The sequence below is a fragment of the Dermacoccus abyssi genome (assembly GCF_003515945.1).
In the GTDB taxonomy this organism is placed as follows: Bacteria; Actinomycetota; Actinomycetes; order Actinomycetales; family Dermatophilaceae; genus Dermacoccus; species Dermacoccus abyssi.
The window spans coordinates 225,012-248,210 of sequence record NZ_QWLM01000003.1 but is presented as its reverse complement, the minus strand read 5'-3'; the positions used below and the strand labels follow the sequence as shown (position 1 = coordinate 248,210).

The 23,199-nt window shown below is 69.0% G+C and carries 20 protein-coding genes and 1 pseudogene; 20 read left to right on the top strand and 1 reads right to left on the bottom strand.

Features of this window, described 5'->3' with window-relative positions; all coding sequences use genetic code 11:
• Positions 1–282: 282 nt before the first annotated feature.
• Entirely contained in the window at positions 283–1,848 is a 1,566-nt protein-coding gene (locus D1832_RS04245; protein ID WP_118912748.1) for an MFS transporter, read from the bottom strand.
• A gap of 165 nt (positions 1,849–2,013) precedes the next feature.
• Between D1832_RS04245 and D1832_RS04240 the strand changes: the two genes are divergently transcribed.
• The 20 genes and pseudogenes from D1832_RS04240 to D1832_RS04140 all read left to right on the top strand — a co-directional run bounded on the left by D1832_RS04240 (position 2,014) and on the right by D1832_RS04140 (position 23,094).
• Positions 2,014–2,646, top strand: a complete 633-nt coding sequence (locus D1832_RS04240) for a TetR/AcrR family transcriptional regulator (protein WP_118912747.1) — start codon at positions 2,014–2,016, stop codon at positions 2,644–2,646.
• A gap of 498 nt (positions 2,647–3,144) precedes the next feature.
• Positions 3,145–3,285, top strand: a pseudogene (locus D1832_RS04235) (zinc finger domain-containing protein); the annotation flags it as partial.
• A gap of 633 nt (positions 3,286–3,918) precedes the next feature.
• Entirely contained in the window at positions 3,919–4,686 is a 768-nt protein-coding gene (gene map, locus D1832_RS04225; protein WP_118912803.1) for a type I methionyl aminopeptidase, read from the top strand.
• Between the two features lie 9 nt (positions 4,687–4,695).
• Complete coding sequence (gene smc / locus D1832_RS04220; RefSeq protein WP_118912745.1) at positions 4,696–8,250, top strand: chromosome segregation protein SMC; 3,555 nt, start codon at positions 4,696–4,698, stop codon at positions 8,248–8,250.
• 88 nt (positions 8,251–8,338) lie between these two features.
• Positions 8,339–8,617 (top strand): hypothetical protein, encoded by a 279-nt coding sequence (locus tag D1832_RS04215; protein WP_147362609.1) that lies wholly within the window; start codon positions 8,339–8,341, stop codon positions 8,615–8,617.
• Positions 8,618–8,672: 55 nt separating this feature from the next.
• Positions 8,673–10,052 carry a signal recognition particle-docking protein FtsY gene (ftsY, locus tag D1832_RS04210; RefSeq protein WP_118912743.1) on the top strand — a complete coding sequence of 460 codons (1,380 nt, stop codon included), beginning with the start codon at positions 8,673–8,675 and terminating at the stop codon, positions 10,050–10,052.
• 203 nt (positions 10,053–10,255) lie between these two features.
• Positions 10,256–11,677: an ammonium transporter gene (locus D1832_RS04205; protein ID WP_047311969.1), complete on the top strand. Its 1,422-nt coding sequence runs from the start codon at positions 10,256–10,258 to the stop codon at positions 11,675–11,677.
• On the top strand, positions 11,674–12,012 hold the full coding sequence (locus D1832_RS04200) for a P-II family nitrogen regulator (protein ID WP_047311970.1): 339 nt from the start codon (positions 11,674–11,676) through the stop codon (positions 12,010–12,012). Before D1832_RS04205 ends, D1832_RS04200 begins: the two co-directional genes overlap by 4 nt.
• A 286-nt stretch (positions 12,013–12,298) precedes the next feature.
• A complete protein-coding gene (locus D1832_RS04195) occupies positions 12,299–14,902 on the top strand; it encodes a [protein-PII] uridylyltransferase family protein (protein ID WP_118912742.1) in 2,604 nt (867 codons plus the stop codon).
• A 307-nt stretch (positions 14,903–15,209) separates the two neighbouring features.
• Complete coding sequence (ffh, locus tag D1832_RS04190; protein WP_118912741.1) at positions 15,210–16,832, top strand: signal recognition particle protein; 1,623 nt, start codon at positions 15,210–15,212, stop codon at positions 16,830–16,832.
• Positions 16,833–16,928: 96 nt separating this feature from the next.
• A complete protein-coding gene (locus D1832_RS04185; RefSeq protein WP_147362608.1) occupies positions 16,929–17,879 on the top strand; it encodes a tyrosine-type recombinase/integrase in 951 nt (316 codons plus the stop codon).
• Positions 17,880–18,438: 559 nt separating this feature from the next.
• Positions 18,439–18,729 (top strand): hypothetical protein, encoded by a 291-nt coding sequence (locus D1832_RS04180; protein ID WP_118912739.1) that lies wholly within the window; start codon positions 18,439–18,441, stop codon positions 18,727–18,729.
• Between the two features lie 104 nt (positions 18,730–18,833).
• Positions 18,834–19,058: a hypothetical protein gene (locus D1832_RS04175; protein ID WP_147362607.1), complete on the top strand. Its 225-nt coding sequence runs from the start codon at positions 18,834–18,836 to the stop codon at positions 19,056–19,058.
• Positions 19,058–19,363 (top strand): hypothetical protein, encoded by a 306-nt coding sequence (locus D1832_RS04170; RefSeq protein ID WP_118912737.1) that lies wholly within the window; start codon positions 19,058–19,060, stop codon positions 19,361–19,363. The genes D1832_RS04175 and D1832_RS04170 overlap by 1 nt, the downstream gene beginning before the upstream one ends.
• On the top strand, positions 19,360–19,698 hold the full coding sequence (locus tag D1832_RS04165; RefSeq protein WP_118912736.1) for a hypothetical protein: 339 nt from the start codon (positions 19,360–19,362) through the stop codon (positions 19,696–19,698). Before D1832_RS04170 ends, D1832_RS04165 begins: the two co-directional genes overlap by 4 nt.
• Positions 19,695–19,913: a hypothetical protein gene (locus D1832_RS04160; RefSeq protein WP_118912735.1), complete on the top strand. Its 219-nt coding sequence runs from the start codon at positions 19,695–19,697 to the stop codon at positions 19,911–19,913. The genes D1832_RS04165 and D1832_RS04160 overlap by 4 nt, the downstream gene beginning before the upstream one ends.
• Positions 19,910–21,307 (top strand): DNA primase family protein, encoded by a 1,398-nt coding sequence (locus D1832_RS04155; protein ID WP_118912734.1) that lies wholly within the window; start codon positions 19,910–19,912, stop codon positions 21,305–21,307. The genes D1832_RS04160 and D1832_RS04155 overlap by 4 nt, the downstream gene beginning before the upstream one ends.
• Positions 21,308–21,398: 91 nt before the next feature.
• Positions 21,399–21,653 carry a hypothetical protein gene (locus D1832_RS04150; RefSeq protein WP_118912733.1) on the top strand — a complete coding sequence of 85 codons (255 nt, stop codon included), beginning with the start codon at positions 21,399–21,401 and terminating at the stop codon, positions 21,651–21,653.
• Positions 21,650–22,225, top strand: coding sequence for a hypothetical protein (locus D1832_RS04145; RefSeq protein ID WP_118912732.1), 576 nt, complete (start codon positions 21,650–21,652; stop codon positions 22,223–22,225). The genes D1832_RS04150 and D1832_RS04145 overlap by 4 nt, the downstream gene beginning before the upstream one ends.
• Positions 22,222–23,094, top strand: coding sequence for a hypothetical protein (locus D1832_RS04140; protein ID WP_118912731.1), 873 nt, complete (start codon positions 22,222–22,224; stop codon positions 23,092–23,094). Before D1832_RS04145 ends, D1832_RS04140 begins: the two co-directional genes overlap by 4 nt.
• Positions 23,095–23,199: the final 105 nt, after the last annotated feature.

Genomic DNA, 23,199 nt, shown 5'->3' with positions numbered 1-23,199 from the left:
AGCTTCATTCGCGCCGACATGGCGTCTGCCTGGCCCGGGCGAGACGGTCCGATGCACCCGACACGGCGCATCGGAGCAAACAGTGCAGCACACGCCGCGGCGTCGGAGAATGTCGGACAGTGTCGATGGTGGTTCTGAGCGTGGTCATCGTGACTCCTTCGGCGTCGTTCGGCGGCCTCGTCGCAGGACGGATCCGCCGTCCTCTCGGATTACCTGTTGCGGGTGTCGGCGTTCGCGTCCGGCGGACTCATCCGTCCGCCGGACACGAACGATGGTGGTGCATCACGACTCCTGAGCGGTTTCCTTCTCGGCGTCGTCGTGGGCCCGCCCGGTGGGGCGGATGTGGCGCAGCCCGACGGCGGCGATGAGCGCGGCGACGGCGGCGATGACCGCGGAGGTGATCCCGGCGGCGTTGAGTCCGCTGGTGAACGCCTGCTGGGCCGCGGTCGTCAGTGCCTCGCCGATGTCGCCCGGCAGTTGCCCGGCGGCGGCGATGGCCCCGTCGATTCCGGTCTTGGCGGCGGCCGTGGCCTCCGGTGGCATTCCATCGGGCAGGGAGCCGCTGAGCTGGCTGCGGTAGGCGGCGATACCGATGCTGCCGATGACCGCGACGCCGAGGGAGATGCCCAGGTCGTTGACGGTCGTCGCGAGCCCGGAGGCACCGCCGGCCTTCTCCGGCGGGACCGAGCTCACCACCAGGTCCGTTGTCAGCGCCATGGACGGCGCGACCCCGGGGTAGGTGACGACGAAGCTCGCGATCACCAGTCCCAGGCCGGTGCCGGCATCCAGCTGAGTGAACAGGAGGTAGCCGACGACCTGGGTGAGCAGCCCGACGGCGATCACGTTGCCCGGCCGGAACCTCCGGGCGAGCATCGGCGAGAGGGTCGAGACGACGATGAGGACTGCCGCGGCGGGCAGGATCGACAGCCCGGCCTGCATGGGCGAGAGTCCCTGGACCTGCTGCAGGTACTGGGTGAAAAGCGAGTACACCCCGCCCAGCGCCGCGGCCGACAGCAGGAACACCGCGAGCGCCCCGCTGACGGTGCGGTTGGCGAACAGCCGCACGTCCAGCAAGGGCTGGGCCGCACGCAGCTGCCGGATCACGAACCACAGCCCGACCAGTGCTCCGGCGATCAGGAGGCCGATCGACGGACCGGCCGGCTCCTGGGTGGCGAAGCGCTTGACGCCGTAGATGATGGCCAGCAGCGAAGCGACCAGGAGCAGTGCGCTGAACAGATCGATCTTCGCGGTCGGATCCCTGTGCTCGGGCAGCAGCAGTGGCGCACCGATGGCCACCAGCGCCATCACGGGCACCGCGACCAGGAACGTCGCCTGCCAGCCGAAGACCTCGAGCAGCAGGCCGGACAGCAGTGGGCCGAGGGCGACTCCGGCGGAGATCCCGCCGGCCCACACGCCGATCGCGACGCCTCGAGCCTTCGGGTCGGCGAACAGCACGAAGATCAGTCCCAGCGTGGACGGGAGCATCATGGCTCCTCCCACGCCGAGGACGGAGCGCCAGGCGATCATCAGCTCGGGACTGGTCGTCAACGCCGCGGCGATGGACACGATCCCGAACAGGACCGCGCCGATCACCATGAGGAGTCGCTTGCCGATCCGGTCGCCGAGGACGACCATCGCGAAGAGGAACCCGGCCATGACGAACCCGTAGATGTCGAGGATCCACAGCAGCTGCGCGCTCGTCGGGCTCAGGTCGGCGGCCATGCTCGGCGCGGCCAGGAACAGGATCGTCAACATCATGAACAGCAGGGTCGACGGGATCACCAGGACCGCCAGGCCCCACCACTGCTTCGCCCCGGCCCGGGGCGCGGGCGCGTTCGTCTCAGACATGGCGCACCTCCCTGTCTTGCGTCGTCGTTGTCATGGCTCCACAGGTCCTTTCGCTCTCGGCGGGGTCGTCGCGGGCCGGGAGGCCCTCACCGAAGTCAAGCATCGATGTACGACTTCTAACGGCTAGAGTATCTCGTATATTCCCGTACGAGTTAGGGGTGGGGCATGCCGAACGGAACGGGCGCGGCCGGCGCTGGTGAGCAGAAGCCGGTGCGCCGAGGAAGGACGGCCAACCAGCGGGCGGACGCCCAGCGCAACCGGGCGAAGATCCTCGCGGCGACTCCCGACGCGCTCCGGAAAGACCCCGATGCCTCCGTCGCCGACATCGCCGCCGAGGCGGGCGTCGGCCGGATGACCCTCTACGGGCACTTCAAGACGCGCGCCGAGCTCATCGACGCGACGCTCGCCGACAGCCTTGAGCAGGCCGAGGCCGTCCTGGCCGACGTGCCCCTCGACGGTGATCCCGGCGAGGCATTCGAGGCCCTGATCGCCTCGAGCTGGATGCTCCTGGAGCGCATCCGAGCCGTGCTCGTGGTGGCTCAGCGCGAGCTGCAGTCGACCCGCATCCGTGAGATGCACGAGAAGGCCGAAGCCCGGATGCGGGGTCTTCTCGAGCGCGGCCAGAACGCGGGCGTCTTCCGTGTCGATATGCCTGTCGACTGGCTCCTCGCAGTCACCCACCTGACGATGAACGCCGCAGCCGAAGAGGTCACTGCGGGCCGGCTCGACGGCGACGACGCGGCCCGCGTCATCGTCGACACCCTCCGCTCCGCGTTCACCGCCAACGGCCACTCCTGACTCGTCGAATCGACGACAGCGTGGATGCCTCGTCGTCCTCGCGAGCCGAGCTCGACCATCCCCGGGCGACCCGTCGTCGCCCTGGTCTTCGACGCCCGGAGACGAACAACGGCCGGGCCACCGTCGTCGCCGTCGAGCTCGGCATCGACTTCGTGCGGGCCAGATCGCTCTCCGTCGGTGCCGGCAGCGTTCATCCACGTCGGATCAGCGAGCGCGTTCGTCCTCAACTCTGCGAGGCTGCGTCCGGGACAAGGGCGAGGTCGAGATCGCTGAGCCGTCGTCTCGCAGCATCTCCTTCTCGGGACGCAGCTCGATGTCGCCGCCGCGGCCCGAATGCCTCGATTGGAGCGCTCAAACCAACCCGGCGACCCACATCAGTATCATGGCCTTCAACGCGGTCCTGCCCTGCCGATTGGGAGTGCGAGTCGAGTGCCTATTCAATTGCGAGTCGACTGTCGACTCGACTCGCTTGTGAGTGAACGTCACAAACTTGTGGAGTCGGGCTACTTCGACCGCTCCCTCGACGCCTACGGCCAGCAGGGCAAGCCGTGCCGGCGGTGCGGAACGCTCATCGTGCGCGAGCAGTTCATGAACCGCTCGTCACACTTCTGCCCGACCTGTCAGAAGCCGCCGCGCTGATCCCCGCGGACGCGGGGTGAAGCGGTCTGCCTCGACGGAGGGGCAGGGGTCACTGAGCCGTTCGTGAACGGAACCAGCAGCACGCGTGCTTGCGCCGGAAACGTCCCGCCCGAGCGTCGTTGCGGGGGACGTGGAGAGTTCGGGCCGCTCGGGGAAGGACACAGGCGGCGCCTCGCCGCGTGAAGGCCCCAACTCGTGGCGAGCAACACGGCGGCCACCGACGTCGATGCTGCGAGAGCGAGGAATGTGACGAGGAGCGATTCTGCGTGCTCGGGGTGCCAGCCGGGGATGACCGAGCGCCCGAATGCGGCCTCGAGGGTACGGTGAATGCCGACAATCACGAGGATGGGGCCGGCGAGAACGAGTGTGAGCGCGAGCATCGTCGATCCGATGCAGTGGAGCCCACACGAAACTTGCCGCAGCGCGCCGCTGAGCAGCAGGCGGGGCCGCAACGAGTCATTATTGGGCATGCGTCCAATCACGGATTGGATTGTGGCGCAAGCCACCTCATTATGGCCAGCACCTTGGATTTGACCGGAGGAGGAGTCGTTATCCGTCGACTTGGTCGCGTTCTCGTCCTGGCAACGTCTGCCGGTGGCGGAGGCTGTCGTCGCTCTCCACTACCGTTGGATCGTGATCGAACTGCGAACGCCCCGTGAACTCGACGAGATGAAGCCTGCCGGTCGGCTCGTCGCCTCCGTCCTCACCGCTCTGCGTGAGGCAGCGGACGTGGGCGTCAATCTGCTCGAGCTCGACGCGCTCGCTCACCGCATGATCAAGGATGCCGGAGCCGAGTCGTGCTACATCGACTATCACCCGAGTTTCGGCGCGAGCCCCTTCGGCAAGGTGTTGTGCACGAGCGTCAACGACGCGGTTCTTCACGGCCTGCCGCACGACTACACCCTCGCCGACGGCGACCTCCTTTCGGTCGACTTCGCAGCCTCGTTGGACGGCTGGGTGAGTGATTCCGCGCTCTCGGTCGTTGTGGGCACGCCGCGCGACGAAGATCTGCGTCTCATCGAGACGACCGAGCGCGCCCTTGCCGCCGGCATCGAACAGGCCCGCCCCGGCGGCAAGCTCGGTGACATCTCGGCTGCTATTGCGGACGTGTGTCACGGTGCGGGATACCGCGTCAACACGCAGTTCGGTGGCCACGGCGTCGGCCGCGCCATGCACGGCGAGCCGCACGTGCCCAACGACGGGCGCGCGGGGCGTGGGCTCAAGCTGCGAGAGGGTCTCGTCATCGCCATTGAGCCGTGGCTCATGGCCGGCACTGATCAACTCGTTCAGGATGCCGACGGCTGGACGTTGCGCAGCGTCGACGGCTCCCGCGGCGCTCACAGCGAGCACACCGTCGCCGTGACGGGCGACGGCCCGCTCGTGCTCACGGCTCGTTCGTGAGGTAGCCGCTTGTACGTCAAGTGGTTGACCCTGCGCGGGTTCAAGTCGTTCGCCTCGGCAACCGACCTCGTCCTCGAGCCGGGCATCACCTGCATCGTCGGCCCGAACGGATCGGGCAAGAGCAACGTCGTCGACGCTCTCGCCTGGGTCATGGGCGAGGGAAGTGCGCGCAGCTTGCGCGGCGGCAAGATGGACGACGTCATCTTCGCGGGAACCTCCGGGCGTCAGCCGCTCGGGCGCGCCCAGGTGACGATGACGATCGACAACTCCGACGGCGCATTGCCCATCGACTACACCGAGGTGACGATCAGCCGCACGATGTTCCGTGGCGGCGGCTCGGAGTACGCGATCAACAGCACGCCTTGCCGGCTCCTCGACATCCAGGAGCTCCTCTCGGATTCGGGTATCGGCCGCGAGATGCACGTCATCGTCGGCCAGGGCCAGCTCGACGCCGTCCTGCGAGCTACCCCGGAGGAGCGGCGCGGCTTCATCGAGGAGGCCGCGGGCGTCCTCAAGCACCGCCGGCGCAAGGAGAAGGCGCTGCGCAAGCTCGAGGGGATGGAGGGAAACCTGACCCGCGTCGCCGATCTGACGGCCGAGGTGCGTCGTCAACTCGGGCCGCTCGGACGACAAGCGGAGACGGCGCGTCGGGCACGGTCTATCCAGATGACGGTGCGCGACGCTCGCCTTCGCCTCCTGGCGGACGATCTCGTCCAGCAGCGTGCGGGTCTCGAGGCCGACCTCGCCGACGAGAAGGCACTCGTCGAACGTCGCACGCGGCTCGAGGCTTCCGTGGCCGAGGCGAAACGCGCTGTCGCCGAACTCGAGGACGACGCGGCCCGCAAGGCTCCCGCACTCGACGCGCTCCAGCAGCAGTGGTACTCGCTCACGTCCCTCGCGGAGAAACTCGATGCGACCGCCCGCTTGTCGAGCGAACGCGTACGCCTCATGGCGGCCGACGACGAACCGTCGCATTCGGGTCGCGATCCCGAGCAGTTGCGACGGCAGGCCGAGCGTGTGCGAGGGGAGGAACTCGAACTCCAGGCTCGGGCCGATGAAGCACAGAAGGCCGTCGACGAGGCCGTTCGCACCCGCGAGGAAGCCGAGCAGGCTCACCAGGGGGAGCAGCAGCGGATCGTGCGCCTCGCGCGCGCCGCCGCCGACCGCCGAGAGGGCCTCGCCAAGCTTCACGGTCAAGTGGAGGCTCGACGTTCTCGCGTCGAGGCGGGTGAGGCCGAGATCGGTCGATTGCGCGGCACTCTGGGCGGATCGTCGGAGCGTGTCGACGAAGCTCGACGTGAGGTCGAAACTCTGCAGGCACGCCTCGCGGAGCTCGAGTCGGGCGAGGAGGCCCTCAACGCGGCGGCCGAGGAAGCCACGTCGCGACTGGCGGAGCTCGACGAGCGACGCCGCGAACTGCGTGACGCGCGCACCACCGCGTCGCAACGAAGTGGCGCCGCCTCAGCCCGTGCCGAGGCGCTCGAGATGTCCCTGGGTTCGGCCGGGGCGTCCCGTGAGAACCTCCCCGACGACGTCGCCGGCCTCGGCGGTGAACTCGTCGAAGCCTTACGGGTCGAACCGGGCCACGAGGCGGCCGTCTCCGTCGCGCTCGGGTGGGCGGCTGAATCGTTCGTCATCGCGTCGCACGAGGACGCCGCGCGTCTCCTCGGGCATCTGCGTGATCACGAGGGGGGCCGGGTCGGCCTCGTCGTCGCCGGAGCGAGCGCCCCCGACTCCGGCGCCTGGCCGGAACTGCCCGACGGCGCGGTCTGGGTACGTGACGTGGTGACCGTGCCGGAACACCTCGCGGCCGCCGTCGCCGTCCTCGTCGACAGGCTCGCGCTCGTCCCCGACACTGAGGCGGCACTTGCCGTCGTGGCGAGCGGCGCGCGTGCGGTCACTGCGGACGGCGACGTCTATGCACCGACCTTCGTGCGCGGAGGGGGGCGTCCGGGGCGTTCAACGCTCGAACTGCGCGCTGCATTGGACGACGCGCGGCGTGACAGCCAGGCACAAGCAGAGCGCGAACGTGACCTCGCCACGGAACTGGACGAGATCGCCGGGCCGCTTCGTGAGGCACAAGCGGCCGCCGACGCGACGGCGGACCGGCTCTCCGAGAGCGACGCCGAGATCGACTCGACCGCGGAGCAGCTGGCGCGTCATCACCAGACGATCGCCGCAGCCGATCACGAGCGAGAGCGTATCCGTAGTTCCATCGAGCAGGCTCGCGTGGCGCTCGAAGCGAACCGCGGCGAACTCGAAGAACTCGAGCTACGGCTTGCTCACGCCCAGGAAGAGCCGAGCGACGAGGAACCGTCGGTGGCCGAACGAGACCGTCTGGCGGCGCTCGCAGCATCCGCCCGTACGGCGGAGACCGAACACCGGTTGACGCTGCGCACCCGCCAGGAACGGGCACGGGCGCTCTCGGGTCGGGCGGAGTCGCTCGAAGCGGCCGCACGATCTGAGCTCGCGGCGCGCGAGCGGGCCGAGGTGAGGCGACGCAGGCGCGAGGAATCTGCGCGCGTGGCACGGACGGTGAGCTCGCACGCCGAGTCGGCCTCGGCCGACGTCCGTCGCGCCCTCGAACGGCTCGTGCACTTGCGTGACGCCGAGGCGCAGGCCAAGGGAGAACGCGAGGCGCAACTCAAGGCCGCCCGCCAGCGGGCTCAGGAGCAGGCGGACGCCCTGCGGGAGGTCACCGACTCGGTGCACCGCGACGAGGTGGCCCGTGCGCAGCAGGGACTGCGCATCGAGGCGCTCGAAACGAGAGCTGGCGACGAACTCGGCATCGACCCGGACGTGCTCGTCGAGGAGTACGGGCCGCATCAGCTTGTCCCGCACCTGGAACCAGTCGCCGAGGGGGAGGAGACGCCGGAGCCGGTGCCCTTCGAGCGAAACGTGCAGGAGAAGCGACTCCAGCGGGCCGAGCGCGACCTCAAGCAGTTGGGGAAGGTCAACCCGCTCGCGCTCGAGGAGTACGCCGCGCTCGAGGAGCGCCACACCTTTCTCACCGAGCAGCTCGCCGACCTGCGCGGTTCGAAGAAGGACCTGATGTCCATCGTGGACGAGGTCGATGCACGCGTCGAGCAGGTCTTCACCGAAGCCTTCCGCGACGTGGCACGCGAGTTCGAAGGCGTCTTCTCGCGGCTGTTCCCGGGTGGCGAGGGGAGACTTGTCCTCACCGACCCGGACGACATGCTGACCACCGGCCTCGACGTCGAGGCCCGCCCGCCGGGCAAGAAGATCAAGCGCCTGTCGCTGCTGTCCGGTGGAGAGCGTTCGCTCGTGGCGGTGGCGTTGCTCGTGTCGATCTTCAAGGCGCGACCGAGCCCCTTCTGCATCATGGACGAGGTCGAGGCCGCGCTCGATGACGCGAACCTCGGGCGACTCATCACCCTGTTCGAGGAGCTTCGCGACTCGAGCCAACTCATCGTCATCACGCATCAGAAGCGGACGATGGAGGTCGCGGACGCGCTCTACGGTGTGACGATGCGTGGCGACGGCGTGACGACCGTGGTCTCCCAGCGGCTGGGCGACGTCCGTGTTCCGCAGGAGAACGCGTGACAGCGCCTGAGCCGTCCGCGTGGCAACTGGCAATCGGTGAGTCCGCCGGTCACAATCGTGAGGCACCCCGCACACATGAGGAGACACGGTGTTCTGGCTCGTTCTTGGTATGACGCTTGCCGTCGCGCTCGCCCTCTTCGTCGTGGGCATCGTGGCGCTGCCGGCCCGCCGTGCGGGGCGGAGCATGTTCACGCCGCGCGGTGAACGTCTCTTCCGGCTCTCCGACGACGCGCCGGTCGGCCGGAGTCGAGGCCCCGTGAAGCGTGCGGCCGGCGAGGCCGACGCGACCAAGAAGCCCGCGAAGTCCGGCGAGAGTGCTTCGGCCGGGGTGGCACGTTCCGAGCGTGCACGCCGACCCGAACGCTGAGTGAGCCGCTGCCTCCCGATGGCCGGTTGTCGGTGAGGTTTGCAATGATGGGGCCGTGGATCAGCTCTGGGAAATTCTTGCTGTCGTAGTCGTTGCCCTGCTCGCAGGGGTGGCGGGCGTCGTCGGTCTCGTCCGCGGTCGTTCGCGCAAGGCGCCGAAGGTGCCGCCGAAGACCGAGCAGACGCCGATCGAGCGGCCGGTCGCCAAGAAAACGCAGTACAAGCCGAGCAGCGGCATGCGGATCGACACGTCGAAGACGGCCGAACCCGCACCGGTGAAGAAGCAGGCGCGGAAGCCCGAAAACGCAACGCAGGCTCCTACCGCAACCGACACGGCCGACGTCGCAGAGCCGACGGAGCCGGCGGAAGCCGCACCCGCCACGGGTGAGACGGTCGACGAGGACCGCCCGCTCACCGAGGCGGAGGCCACGCAGACCAACCCGTTCGACGTCGAGGCCGACGAGGAAGCCGCGAGCTCGACGGCGGCCGAGACCCGTGAACTCGAGAAGCCCGAATCTGCCCGTGGTCGCATGGTGCGCCTGCGTGAGCGCCTCTCCCGTTCGAACACGGCCCTCGGCAAGGGCCTCCTCGGCCTGCTCTCCGGCGGGACGCTGGACGACGAGGCCTGGGAGGACGTCGAGGACACGCTGCTTCGTGCCGACCTGGGTGTCGAGGCGACGACGGAGATCGTCGGCAACCTCAAGAAGCGCATCTCCGTGCACGGTGCCACCGACGAGGAGACCGTCTCGCAGTGGCTCCACGAGGAACTGCTGGCGCAGGTGGGCCCCGACATGGACCGTCGTATCGCGGCCAGCCGCGTCGGAGACCGCCCCGCGGTCGTGCTCGTCGTCGGCGTCAACGGCACAGGCAAGACGACCACGGTCGGCAAGCTCGCGCGTGTTCTCGTCGCCGAGGACAAGGACGTCATCCTCGGTGCCGCTGACACCTTCCGCGCCGCCGCTGCCGACCAGCTCGAGACCTGGGGTGGGCGCGTGGGCGTTCCCACGGTCCGTTCGGACAAGGAAGGCGCCGACCCGGCCGCCGTCGCGTTCGACGCCGTCAAGGCCGGCCAGGAGGGGGAGTGCGACGTCGTGCTCATCGACACCGCCGGCCGCCTGCACAACAAGGTCGGCCTCATGGACGAGCTGACGAAGGTCAAGCGCGTCGTCGAGAAGCGCAGCCCCATCGATGAGGTGCTTCTCGTCCTCGACGCGACGACGGGTCAGAACGGCATGCGTCAGGCGGAGGTCTTCGGTCAGGCCGTCGACGTCACCGGTGTCGTGCTGACGAAGCTGGACGGCACGGCCAAGGGTGGCATCGTCGTCAACGTCCAGCGGGCGCTGGGCGTGCCGGTCAAGCTCGTCGGTCTCGGTGAGGGCCCTGACGACCTGGCGCCCTTCGACCCGGAGGCGTACGTCAACGCGGTGCTCGACTGAGCAGGCCGGTCTCGAGCCCCGCAGCGCCCACCCGCAGTCACGGCCGGTGGGCGCTCGTGCGTCCACGCTTCGACACGAAACGTCTCGCATGGCGTGCATACCCTGAGGATGTGACCGCGATTTCACGTCAGCGCCGCATCCGAAACATGGGCGAAACATCGCGAGCCGCATGCTGAAACGTGGCGAGGGCAGGATCACTGAGCATGAACGCACACCTTCTGGCGGCAGAGGCCGCCCCCAAACTCGACTATGCGGCCACCGCATTCGTCCTCTTGTGCGCATCGCTCGTGCTCATGATGACGCCCGCGCTGGCGTTGTTCTACGGCGGGATGACGCGCTCCAAGTCGGTGCTCAACATGATGATGATGTCGTTCGGCGCCCTCGGCGTCGTCGGCATCATCTATGTGCTCTACGGCTACTCGATGTCGTTCGGCACCCACGACATCGCCGGGCTGATCGCGAACCCGGGTGACAAGTTCGGTCTGCACAACGTCGCCGACGTGTTCAACTCGTTCGGGTACGAGGGCTACGGAAACATCCCCGAGCTCGCGTTCGTGGGCTTCCAGCTCACCTTCGCGGGCCTGACGGTCGCGCTCATCTCCGGCGCCATCGCCGACCGTGTGAAGTTCTCGACGTGGCTCGTCTTCTCCGCGATCTGGGCGACGATCGTGTACTTCCCGATCGCGCACATGGTGTGGGGCGGCGGGTTACTCGGCGGCACCGACCAGGGCGTCGCCGCGACGATGTTCGGTTCGACCGACGGCAAGGCCACGTTCGCACCGATCGACTTCGCGGGCGGCACCGTCGTCCACATCAACGCAGGCATGGCGGGCCTCGTCCTCGCCCTCATCGTCGGGCGCCGCGCCGGTTTCGGCCGCGTGCCCATGCGCCCCCACAACGTGCCGCTGACCATGCTCGGCGCCGGTCTGCTCTGGTTCGGCTGGTTCGGGTTCAACGCGGGTTCCGAGCTCGCCGCAGACGGTTCGGCCGCCCTCGTGTGGGTCAACACGACCGCCGCGACGTGTGCGGCGATGATCGGTTGGCTCGCCGTCGAGAAGATCAAGGACGGTGAGGCGACGTCCATCGGTGCCGCCTCCGGCGTCGTCGCCGGTCTCGTCGCGATCACCCCCGCCTGTGGTGCGCTCAGCCCCGTCGGCTCGCTCATCCTCGGCGCGGTCGCCGGCATCCTCAGCGCCCTGGCCGTCAGCCTGAAGTTCAAGTTCAACCTGGACGACTCGCTCGACGTCGTCGGCGTCCACCTCGTCTCCGGCCTGTGGGGCACGATCGGCGCAGGCCTGCTGTCGACGACGAACGGCCTGCTCTACGGCAAGGGCTACGAGCAGACGGTCGTGCAGATCGTCATCGCGCTCGGTTGCCTCGCGTTCACGGGCGTGCTCACCGCCGTCATCGGTCTCGCCCTCAAGGCGACGATGGGCTGGCGCATCGACCACGACGACGAGCTCGCGGGCATCGACTCCGCCGAGCACGCCGAATCCGCCTACGATTTCGGTGGGTTCGCCTCCGGTACCCGCGTCGGCCACGGCCTGCTGCCGTCCGGCCACGGCCCCCTCGGTGGCAGCACCACCGGCGCAGAACACAACGACCCGCGAGGAGTGCAGGCATGAAACTCGTCACCGCCATCATCAAGCCGTTCAAGCTCGACGACGTCAAGGAAGCCCTCGAGGCCTATGGCATCGCCGGGATGACGGTGAGCGAGGTCAGCGGCTACGGCCGCCAGCGCGGCCACAGCGAGGTTTACCGCGGCGCCGAGTACAGCGTCGACTTCGTGCCGAAGCTGCGCATCGAGGTCGTCATCGACGGCGCCGACGCGCCCGCCGTCGTCGACGCCGTCGTGCGTGCCGCGCAGACGGGACGCATCGGCGACGGCAAGGTGTGGACCGTTCCCGTCGACGACATCGTGCGCGTGCGCACCGGCGAGACCGGCGCTGCCGCGGTCTGAGCGCCCCTGGGACGTGAGCCTCGACGACGTGAGCCTCGCCGACGTGGCGCACGAGTCCTCGTGGCCCGAGTGCCGACGGTGGCGGTCGGCCGCCCGGTTCGGTCGAGACCCTGACGAACGCCGTCGCCGCGTGAGCATCGCCGGCCCGGCGTTCGTCGGCGTTCGTCCCGCTTCGTGAGGCGCACCGCGCCGCGCGCCACGCCGTCGTAGTCGCCGTAGACGGACAACCCCAGCCATCGACGGCGCAGAACCCCCGCCCAGCCCTCCGAGAGAGGACGATGCAGCCATGAGCGCCGTGTCCGCCCACTACGCCGCACGTCTCGACCTCGCGCGCACGCGCGAGTTCGAGCAACCCGACGCTGGCCCCGCACGTCGGGAGCGGCTCGCGGCGTCGGCCCGTGCCTTCATGGCGCAGGCCTGGCGCGATGCGTGTGCGGCGACGGGGCTGCCCGAGCGTCAGAGCGGTGTGGCGCTCGCCGTCGTCGGCTCGCAGGCCCGGGGCGATGCGGGGCCGTTGAGCGATTACGACCTCGTCCTCCTGTACGACGGGCTCAACGTCGGCTCGAAGCGCATCACCGAGCTCGCGGACGCCCTGTGGTACCCGTTGTGGGATGCAGGGGTGCGCTTCGACCACTCCGTGCGCACGCTGGCGCAGTGCCGCCAGGCCGCGTCGTCAGACCTCGCCGCTGCGGTCGGCATGCTCGACATCGCGTCCGTGGCCGGTGACGACGTTCTCGTCGCCGGGGTACGCCAGGCGATCGCCGCCGACTGGCGCGGTGCCGCGCGCAAGCGGCTGCCGGAGGTCGTCGAGTCGTTGCGGGCGCGGCACTCGCGTTTCGGTGACATCGCGACGACGCTTGATCCGGACCTCAAGGAATCCGGGGGAGGCCTGCGCGACCTCAGCCTCGTCGGCGCGCTGACGACGGCGTGGCTCGCCGACCCTCACCGCGCCAGCGCAGAACGCGCCCGAGCGCAATTGCTCGACGTGCGCGACGCGTTGCACGTCGTCACCGGGCGGGGGCGGGAGCGGCTCAGCCTGCAGGATCAGGACGCCGTCGCGGCGCTGCTCGGGTGCTCCGACAGCGACGAGTTGCTGACGCGCGTCGTCGACGCGGCGCGCACGATCACGTACGTGACGGACGCGGCCGTGCGCGCGGCCGGCCAGTCGCAGCGAGCCCGGACGTTGCGCGTCGGGCCGCGCCGACCGTCGCTGACGCCGCTCGGGCACGGGTTGTACCTGCACGACGGCGAGGTCGTCCTGGGCGCGGGGCGCCGCGACGGCGGGCACCTGACGTTGCTGCGCGCCGCCGCTGCGGCGGCCTCGCGGGGGGCGCTCATCGGGCCGACGACCCTCGCGAACCTCGTCGCGAGCTGCGGGCCGCTGCCCGCCCCGTGGCCGCGAGAGATCCGGGAGGGTTTCGTGGGGTTCCTCGCGAGCGGGCCCGGCATCGTCGACGTGTGGGAGGGCCTCGATCTGAGCGGCATCGTCGACGTCTGGCTGCCCGAGTGGTCGACGGTGCGTTCGCGCCCGCAGCGAAACGCGATCCACCAGTTCACCGTCGACCGACACGGCATCGAGGCCGTCGTCATCGCGGCGGGCCTGCGCGAGCACGTGGCACGGCCCGACCTGCTGCTCGTCGCGGCGCTGCTGCACGACATCGGCAAGGTCGCAGGCGCGCGTGACCACAGCGCGGAGGGCGCACCCGTCGCGCGGGCGATCTGCCAGCGCACGGGCTTCGATCGCGCCGACTGCGACCTCGTCGAACGTCTCGTGCGCGAACACCTCACGCTCGTCGATCTGGCGACGAAACGCGACCCCGACGACCCTGCGACCGTCAGGATGCTCTGCGAGGCGGCCGGCAGCGCCGAAGGCCTCGACCTGCTCGACGCGCTGACGGAGGCCGACGCGCGAGCAGCCGGACCACAGGCATGGACGACGTGGCGCGCCGGCCTCGTGCGCGACCTCGCCGCGCGAGCACGCAGGCGGTTCGCGTCGGGGGAGACGGTCGCAGGCGTTCCCGCACCTGCCGCGACCTTCGAGGGTGCGTCGTCCCCCGACGCCTCATCGCCCGGGGCGACGGCCGAGCAGCGGCCGTCCGAGGACCTGGCGACCGGACGCGCCGGTTCTCCTCCTGCGGTCTCTCGACCCTCAGGTCGCGCCCCCGCGGCGTCAGCCCAGGCCCTGGGCCAGACCGATTCGGTCGCGGAAGGCGACGGGGTGCAGGCGCAGGTCGACGCTGGCAGCCCGTCGGGCATCGTGAGCGCGGACGAGCGGGGACGCGTCGCGGCGGGGGAGGTGGTCGTCGAGATCGAGCCACTGGAGGGCGTGAGCGGCGTCGTGACCGTCCGCATCGTCGACGTCGACCGGTTCGGCCTCTTCGCCGACATGGCGGGCGTGCTCGGGCTGCGACGCACGTTCGTGCGGTCGGCAAACCTGCGGACGATCGACGGCCTCGCCGTCGACACATGGGTCGTCGAGGTGCCGCACGGCGACGTGCCGCGCACGAGCGACCTGGCGCGGTCGCTGCGAACGTTGCGCGAGGGCGACCGCTTGCCGCTGCGTGCCCTCGAGGCGGACGCGCGCCGTCGCGCCGCCGCGGGGCCGTCACGCGCGTCGATGCCGCGGGCGTCCGCGTTCGTCGTCCCGGGTGCATCGCAGCACGCGACCGTCATCGAGGTGCGCGCCGCCGACCGTCTCGGATTGTTGTTCGACGTGGGGTCGGCGTTCGCCGCCGAGCGGGTCTCCGTGCGCTCCGCGCACATCGCGACATATGCGGGACGCAGCGCCGACACCTTCTACGTCACGGACGAGCAGGGCTCGCCGCTGGCGCCGCCGCACGCGGCGCGCGTCATCGGCACCGTGCTCGACGCCGTCGGCACCGCCGGCTGACGCATCTCTTCGCTCGAACCGCCCGACGAAGCGCTACCTCGAAGAACCCCGGCACCCGTCCCCCTCTGCGATCTGCGTCCCCATCCGCGAATCCCGTCCCCATCTGCGATCTGCGTCCCCCTCTGCATCTACGCCAATGTGGACGAGCATCGCAGATGGGGACAGTCGCCACGATGCGTCGATCCTCGAGGGCCTTCCCGCCGAGACCGAGCGTCGACATCGACGAACGCCGACGCGACGGGATAGGCATCGGCGCCACTGCACGGTCGATCTGACGGGGCCGCATGGGAGCGGGTAATCTGGGCCGGTGTTCAACAGCCTCTCAGACCGTCTGACAGCCACCTTCACGAATCTTCGTGGCAAGGGGCGCCTGACCGAGTCCGACATCAACTCGACCATCCGCGACATCCGGATGGCGCTGCTCGATGCGGACGTGGCCCTGCCGGTCGTCAAGCAGTTCACCCGTGGCGTGCGCGAGCGCGCGCTGGGCGCCGAGGTGAGCCAGGCGCTCAACCCGGGCCAACAGGTCGTCAAGATCGTCAACGAGGAACTCGTCGAGATCCTCGGTGGCCAGACGCGGCGCCTCAACATGGCCAAGTCGGGCCCGACGGTCATCATGCTCGCTGGTCTGCAGGGTTCGGGTAAGACGACGTTCGCCGGCAAGCTGGCCCGCCGTCTGCGCGACGAGGGCCACTTCCCGGTGCTCGTTGCCGCCGACCTCCAGCGTCCGAACGCCGTGCGTCAGCTGGAGGTCGTCGGTGAGCGTGCCGGTGTACCGGTGTTCTCGCCGGAGCGCGGCAACGAGGGCGGCCACGACGCCGTTTCGGAGAACGCCGAGGGCACGCGCTCGTACGGCGACCCGGTGTGGGTCGCGCAGGCCGGCGTCAACCAGGCCAAGCTGCGTCAGTACGACGTCGTCATCGTCGACACGGCCGGCCGTCTGGCCGTCGACGAGAACCTCATGCAGCAGGCCGCCGACATCCGTGAGGCGATCAACCCGCACGAGGTGCTGTTCGTCATCGACGCGATGATTGGTCAGGCCGCCATCGAGACGGCGACGGCGTTCCAGGACGGCGTCGACTTCACCGGTGTCGTCCTGTCGAAGCTCGACGGTGACGCCCGTGGTGGTGCCGCGCTGTCGGTCGCCTCGATCACGGGTCGCCCGATCATGTACGCCTCCACGGGTGAAGGCGTCAAGGACATCGAGGTCTTCCACCCCGACCGCATGGCGTCGCGCATCCTCGACATGGGTGACGTCCTCACGCTCATCGAGCAGGCCGAGCGCGCGTTCGACAAGCGCCAAGCCGCCGAGATGGCGCGCAAGTTCTCCGGCGGCGAGGACTTCACGTTCGACGACTTCCTCCAGCAGATGTCGGCCATCAAGAAGATGGGCAACATCAAGGGCCTGCTCGGCATGATGCCGGGCATGGGCCAGATGCGTGACCAGCTCAACGCGCTCGACGAGCGCGAGTTCGACCGGGTCGAGGCCATCGTCCACTCGATGACGCCGTTCGAGCGCAACAACCCCAAGCAGATCAACGGTTCGCGCCGTGCGCGTATCGCGCGCGGTTCGGGCGTGAGTGTCTCCGAGGTCAACCAGCTGCTCGAGCGCTTCGGCCAGGCGCAGAAGATGATGCGTCAGCTGAAGAACGGCGGCGGCATGCCGGGAATGCCCGGGATGCCGGGTATGCCGGGCATGGGTGCCGGTGGCGGCAAGCGCGGCAAGAGCCAGCCCAAGAAGAAGGGCAAGAGCGGTAACCCGGCCAAGCGCGCGCAGCAGGAAGCGGAGGCGGCGAAGAAGGCCGATGCCGCCCGTAACCAGGCCATGGAGAACGCGTTCGGGCAGATGAAGGAAGAGCCCGACTACTCCAACATGAAGCTGCCCAAGGGCTTCGAGAAGTTCCTTGGCCCGGGCGCTGACAAGGACTGAGTCGAAAACCGCGTCATTCCGGGCTTTGTGAGGCCCTGACCCCAGAACCGTAACACGCACAGCGCTTGTAGTGAAGAAATTGACTATGCTGGGTGTGTGCAGCGGCAGACGAGTGAACCCGGATTGAGCCTCAGCGAGGCGTGCGAACTCGTCGACGACTGGCTCGTCCATCTGCGAGGCATGGGGAAGTCGGACGGCACGTTGGTCGCCTACCGTCGTGGCGCGACGCAGTTCCTCACGTTCTGCGCCGAGCGCGGCCACGACGAGCCCATCCGGCGTCGTGCTCTCTCGGCCTGGCTCGCGTACTTGCGCGACGAGAAGCAGATGCAGGGCTACACGGCCCGCTCTCGCCTGACCGCTGTCCGTCAGTTCGCGAAGTGGTTGCTCGACGAGGGTGAGATCGAGTTCAACCCGTTCACGGACATGAGCCAACCGGCCGTCGACGAGAAGCTCGTCGAGCCGCTGACGCCCGAGCAGATCAAGGCGATGCTCAAGGCGTGTGAGACGCCCAAGGGCGCTCCGCCCGAACGCGTGTACGTCGACACGCGCGACATGGCCCTCGTGCACGTGCTCGCCGAGACCGGCATGCGTGCGGGGGAGGTGCTGGCCCTCGAGGTCGACGACGTGCACAGCCGCGAGACGTCACCGTTCCTCGTCGTGCAGCGATCAAAGAACCGCCGCGGTCGAACGGTGCCAATCTCGGCTCAGTGCGCCGAGCGGCTGAACCGCTACGCCCGCGCTCGTCGCCGGCGCGGGCATGCTGACTCTCGCGAGTTCTGGCTGGCCGCTCGAGGTGGCCCACTGCAGTACGCGGGCCTCTACGATGCGTTGACCAAGCGCGCCGACGTGGCGGGTATCGCCGGCTGGCATCCTCACCGCATGCGGCACACTGCCGCGCACCGATGGCTCGCGGCAGGCGGGAGCAAGGGCGGGCTTATGTCCGTCGCCGGGTGGCAGTCGCCGCAGATGCTCATGCGCTATACCAAGGCGCAAGCCGCGGCCCGTGCCGCCGAGGAAGCGAAACGATTGAACCTGGGGGAGTTGTGAGTCGACGAGCAGACCGCCGTTACGGCAACGGGACAGGCGACCGACCGGAGGACGACAAGAGTCTCTACACGGGCGTCGTCGTGAACGGTCAACGGCCCCGCGTGCGGGAAACGGACCGATGGCAGCCCGTGGCACGTGTTCGCTGCGCTGGCTGCGTCGTCGTCGCCGTGATCGCCGCCGTGATGCGCGACGGGCGCCCCGTGCTCCTCGCCACGAACGCGCAGATCGTCACAGATGCCGAGGCGCGCCCCGTGGAGACAGAAACGGTGCGCTACGAGATCGGCATAGAGCGGGATCTCCTGGCCGAGTGCCCGGCACATGGTTGTGGTGCGTGTCAGTGGCGAGGAGTGCGTCGCCGAGGCTCAGCGCGGCCTTGTCGAGGTGGCCGAGGGTGCTGAGTCGACCCGCATCCTTCACGCCTACCCGGAAAGTATGGGGCACGGCCGCTAAGCCTTGTACACATGACGCGCGCATAGTGTATAGTGCTGTTCATCAGCGCCTCTGTCTTGGACGAGAGCTAGCGGGGTAGGCACCTGCTCGAGCCGAAAGGTTTGAGCCAATGGGTGCTACCCAAGCCGAGAAGCGACTCGCCGCTTCCATCGCCGCCCACGAATCATGGGCATCCACTGAAGATCGTGCAGCCCGCACGGCTCCCGCCCGTCGCGCCCTCGAGGACAAGTTTCTCGAGCAGGCCGGGGGTGACCCGCAGCGCGCCGAGCACCTGAAGAAGGCGCACTTCCAGCGCCTCGCCCTGAAGTCAGCGCAAGCCCGCCGCCGTGCCAAGGCCGCTACCCAGCAGGCCGATGCTGCAGAGGTTGAGCTCGCGTCACTGCGGGGTGATGCGGCATGAATCGGCCTCCCGCACCCCAGCCCCACGGCGCGCACCACGAAGCGCCGAATGTCGAGACTCTCGTGCGGCACGCTCACGACGCTCTCGCGACCGCTCACGTCCCGGTGAGCCCGGCGAAGGTGTCGCGGCTTTGCCGTCAGTACGTGCGCACGGTAGCGCCCCACGGGATCGCGTTCACCGGCTGGTTTGTCCAACAGGTAGCGGCGCATGGCGCGTCGCGTGAGGTGTTGACCGCCGACCTGTACAAGCGGATCCAGTACCGGGACGACACGGGCGAGACCGCGGCACACAACGTCGACAAGACTCGCCGTCAGGCGGTCGGCGTCTGATGCGAACCCACGAGAAGAGCCGCCCCGCACTGAGCGAGACGGCCATCCCCGACGCCCCGACAAGCGTTGAGAACAACATTCTACCGGCGCCGGACGGGCCCTTGCTGGCCGTCGTCGTCACGCGCGAACTCGCTAACGGTGGCATCCGCCGCACGGTCGTTCGGAGCCTCGCCACGGCTGAGCGGCAAGTCGAGCGCGCCCTCAAGCAGGGGTGTGCTGCGTCGCTGCAGCTGGTGCGCCTGACGCCTGTCGACGTCGTGACGCCGGCTGATCTGGCGCAGCTTGAGGGTGGTGGTTGCGAATGACCACGTTCTCGCTCAAGGAACTGCTCGACCTCGCTGAGGCTGAGGGGCGCGCACGGTACGCCGAGGGCTACCGCGCTGGCCTGGCCGCCGCTGACGAGGCTCGAGCGGCTGAGTGGGCCGAGGAGCAGGCCGAGACCCTCGACGCCGAGGCGCACGCCGCTGCGGTCGCTGTCGTCGCGGGCCTGGCCGATGCTCCGCTGTCGCGCTCGTTCGCGTCGCTGAACATCGACCCGATGACGGCCGACTCCGACACGCTGCGTCAGGCGGCTGGGTTCATGCGCTACCGAGAGGCCGAGCGCGTGCGTGCTCATGTCGCGGGGGAGGTGGCCGCATGAGTGGGCACGCCTACGTTTACGACCTCGAGAGCTCGACCCGGTACGTCCTGGTGCGCGGGCGCGTGAAGGACGTGCTCGCCTCGCAGGGCATCCCGACGATGTGGGCGCCGTTGTCGCGCGGCTGGCACGTGCGCAAGGAGCGCGCGGCCGACGCCTCGGCGATCCTCGAGGCCGCGGGCCTGCACGTTCACCACGTGGGAGGTGATCCGCGATGACGTTCGAGAGCAACGACGCCGGCGCGTACGACGAGCACGGCACCCTCATTTCGAATGAGGCTGACGGTGAGAAGCACAGCGGGCAGGTGCGGATGGCCTATCGCCTCGCTCGTGCTGCTCGTGGCCGCCTTATGCACGTGCACGGCATCGGGTGGATGAGCTACGAGGGCACACACTGGATCGAGGATCTTCGCGGCGCTGCTCGCCGTGAGGTGCTCGACGTCCTCAACGCCGCGTTGTCGGAGAGCCTGGGAGACGAGCGGCTGCGTCGCGACGTCGCAAAGTGCGAGAGCGCGGCCGGCGTGAACGGTGTCCTCGAGATCGCATCGAGTCTCGTCGAGTTCGCGGCCACGGTCGACGACCTCGACGCTGACCCGTACCTGCTCAACACTCCGGCCGGCACTCTCGACCTGCGCACCGGGCAGACGAGCGCACACGACCCGGCCGACCGGTTGACGAAGATCAGCCGTGGGAACTTCGTGCCAGGGCAGGCACCGGGCACGTGGGCGACGTTCCTCGAGCAGGTAATCCCCGACGCGGCCGAGCGGGCCTACCTTGCGCGTCTCGTCGGGCAAGCGCTCTACGGCCGGATCACCGAGCACGTCTTCCCTGTCCTGACAGGGACCGGCGCGAACGGGAAAAGCACCGCGACGACGGCCCTCGCGTTCGCTCTCGGTGACTACGTGACGGCAATCGACCCGGCCTTGCTCATGGTTCAGGACCGGGCTCGCAGCGGTTCGACCGAGCTCATGCAGTTGCTCGGCGCGCGGCTGGTCATCGGGCAGGAGACCGACGAAGGCCGCAAGCTCGACGAGGCCACGATGAAGCGGCTCACGGGTGGCGACATGCTGACCGCTCGTCGTCTCTATCGAGACCCGGTGACGTGGGCGCCCACGCACACCCTCGTCTACGTCAGCAACCACCTACCGCAGGTCAAGGCGAACGACCCGGCCACGTGGCGCCGGCTGCGCGTCGTCCCGTTCGAGGTCGTGGTCCCGCCCGAGCAGCGCGACCCGCAGCTCGGTGAACGCCTCGAGCTTGCCGCCGACGAGGTGGTCACGTGGGCCGTCTCCGGTTACCGCGACTACCTCGAGGGCGGCATGAAAGAGCCGGCGTCGGTACTTCGCGCCACGGACGCGTACAAGGCCGAAGCCGACCACGTTCGGCAGTTCCTCGACGACGCGTGCGAGGTGTCCTCGACGGCCGCCGCAACGACCCGTCAGCTGTACTCCGCATGGCAAGCGTGGGCCATGCGGAACGGGGCCGAAGCGCGCACCGAAAAGTCGTTCGGCGCCGAGCTTGACCGTCTCGGTTACGCCGCACGGAGAACGAAGAAAGGCGCTGTGCGAGAGGGGATTTCGCCGTTTGGCATCGGAGGGGGTGACGGGTGGTGACGATCTTCCCGAACTTTCCCACGCGTATAGGGATTGCAAAAGTTGCGGAAACCCGTCACAACCCGTCACCCCGACCCCTCGGAGGTGTGTTGTGACTGCCGCTCACGAGGCATTCAACAAGGCCGTTGACGAACGTCGAGCGGCAGGCCGCGGCCTTCCCTGCGATAGCGACGAGCGGTTCATCTCGGACGTCCCGGACGAGCGGCGTGAAGTCGTCGACGTCTGCCGCGATCGCTGCCACCTACGCGCCTTGTGTGCCGCTGCCGGCGCCCGCGAGAAGTGGGGCGTGTGGGGCGGGCACGACCGTTCCACCCCGAGCGTGACCAAGACGAAGGAGAAGAAGTGAGCGACAAGATCCACGGCTGGCGGTTCGACCTCCTCACCTGGCACGGATGGATCAAGCCCGTGCTCGGTGACTGGACGCCAGAGCACTACTACCGCCAACGGGCTGCGTGCCCCACGGGTCACGATGCCCCCGCCGCCTGGTGCTACTGCGGCATCCACTTCACGACATCGCTCGAGGAACTCCTGTCATGGCTGCCCCCAGCACTCGAGCACCGTGACCGGCAGGAGCAGCGCGATCTGTTGCTCGGCGCGGTGTCCCGGTGGGAGCTCGAGACCGTAATGCCCCGCTCCAGGCACAACGAGGTGATTCCTCCCCGCCTAGTAGGCGAGGCTGTCCTAGATCCGCCGTCGACCGTGAGAGCGCGCCGCGCCAGGCTCGTGGGCCCCGTGTTCATCGATGCCCAGCCCGACAAGCACGAGGGCTGGGTCGACTACTTCAACCGCTCCTACGCGCCCTACGGCGTGGACTTCCACGCCGTCGACAAGCTCTCCGACGCCCTGACCGAGAGCAACAAGACCAACCAAACGGCACGCGCCGAGCGTGTCACGTCTCCCCGAAAGGACACGACATGAGCACCGCCAAGAAGACCGCGACCACCGACACGAAGGGCACCACCATGAGCACGAGCACCACGACCACGACGACGACGTTCACCCTCGAGCAGGCCAGCGTCGGCGTGAGCAGCCTGTCGGGCGAGATCACCGCCCGCATGGCCGGCGCGCACGGCGCAATCGTCGCCGCCGAGGCGATGGGCTACCCGCGAGCCAAGCCCATCACCGACGCGCTCAAGGCGTTCTCGACGGCGTACGCACGCCTCGAGTCCCTGCCCGAACCGCGCCCGTTCACCGGCGACGACCTCATGGCCGACGACTGGCAGGAGCGCCTCACCGCCCGCACCATCGAGCGCGAGACCCTCGAAGCGCGTCGCTCGATGTCCGTCGACGGGCTGCGCGAGGTGCAGCGCAACGTGTTCCACGCGTGCGTCGACGAGCTCGACACGCTCGGCGACTGGCTCGAGGCGTGGCTCATCGACCACGCCGAGGACTTCGCAGCAGCCGAGGGGCGCCCCGATTCGTCAGAGTCCGTGGCCCGCATCGAGGCACGCGAGGCCAGCCTCGCGCAGTTCGACCGAGCGGTGCGCAGCCTGCGCCGCGCCAACTCCCGCAGCGCCGAAAGCGTGACCGACTACCGCGCTCGGTGGTGGATGCTGCACTCCTTCACCCCGGCGCAGTGGCAGGAGCTCGAAGACAACACCGGCCCGCAGCTGTCCCACCCTCGCCCGTTCACCCTGGCCCAGCACATCGGCGCGACGCTGCGCCTGGCTCGCACGTACGAGCAGCCGTGGCAGGACTTCGTCGCGATGCAGCAGCCCGTCGAGGACGAGCGCATCGAGCGCATGTTCGCCGAGCAGCGCGTCACCATCATCGGCGCCCGCGTCTGAGCAGCGCCAACAAGCCTGGCGGCCAGGCCGGGGCGGGTCACCTTTCCCCGTCACGGCTCGCGCGGACTAGGAACCCGCAGGCTGCCACCCTCGCGCCCCGCTGCT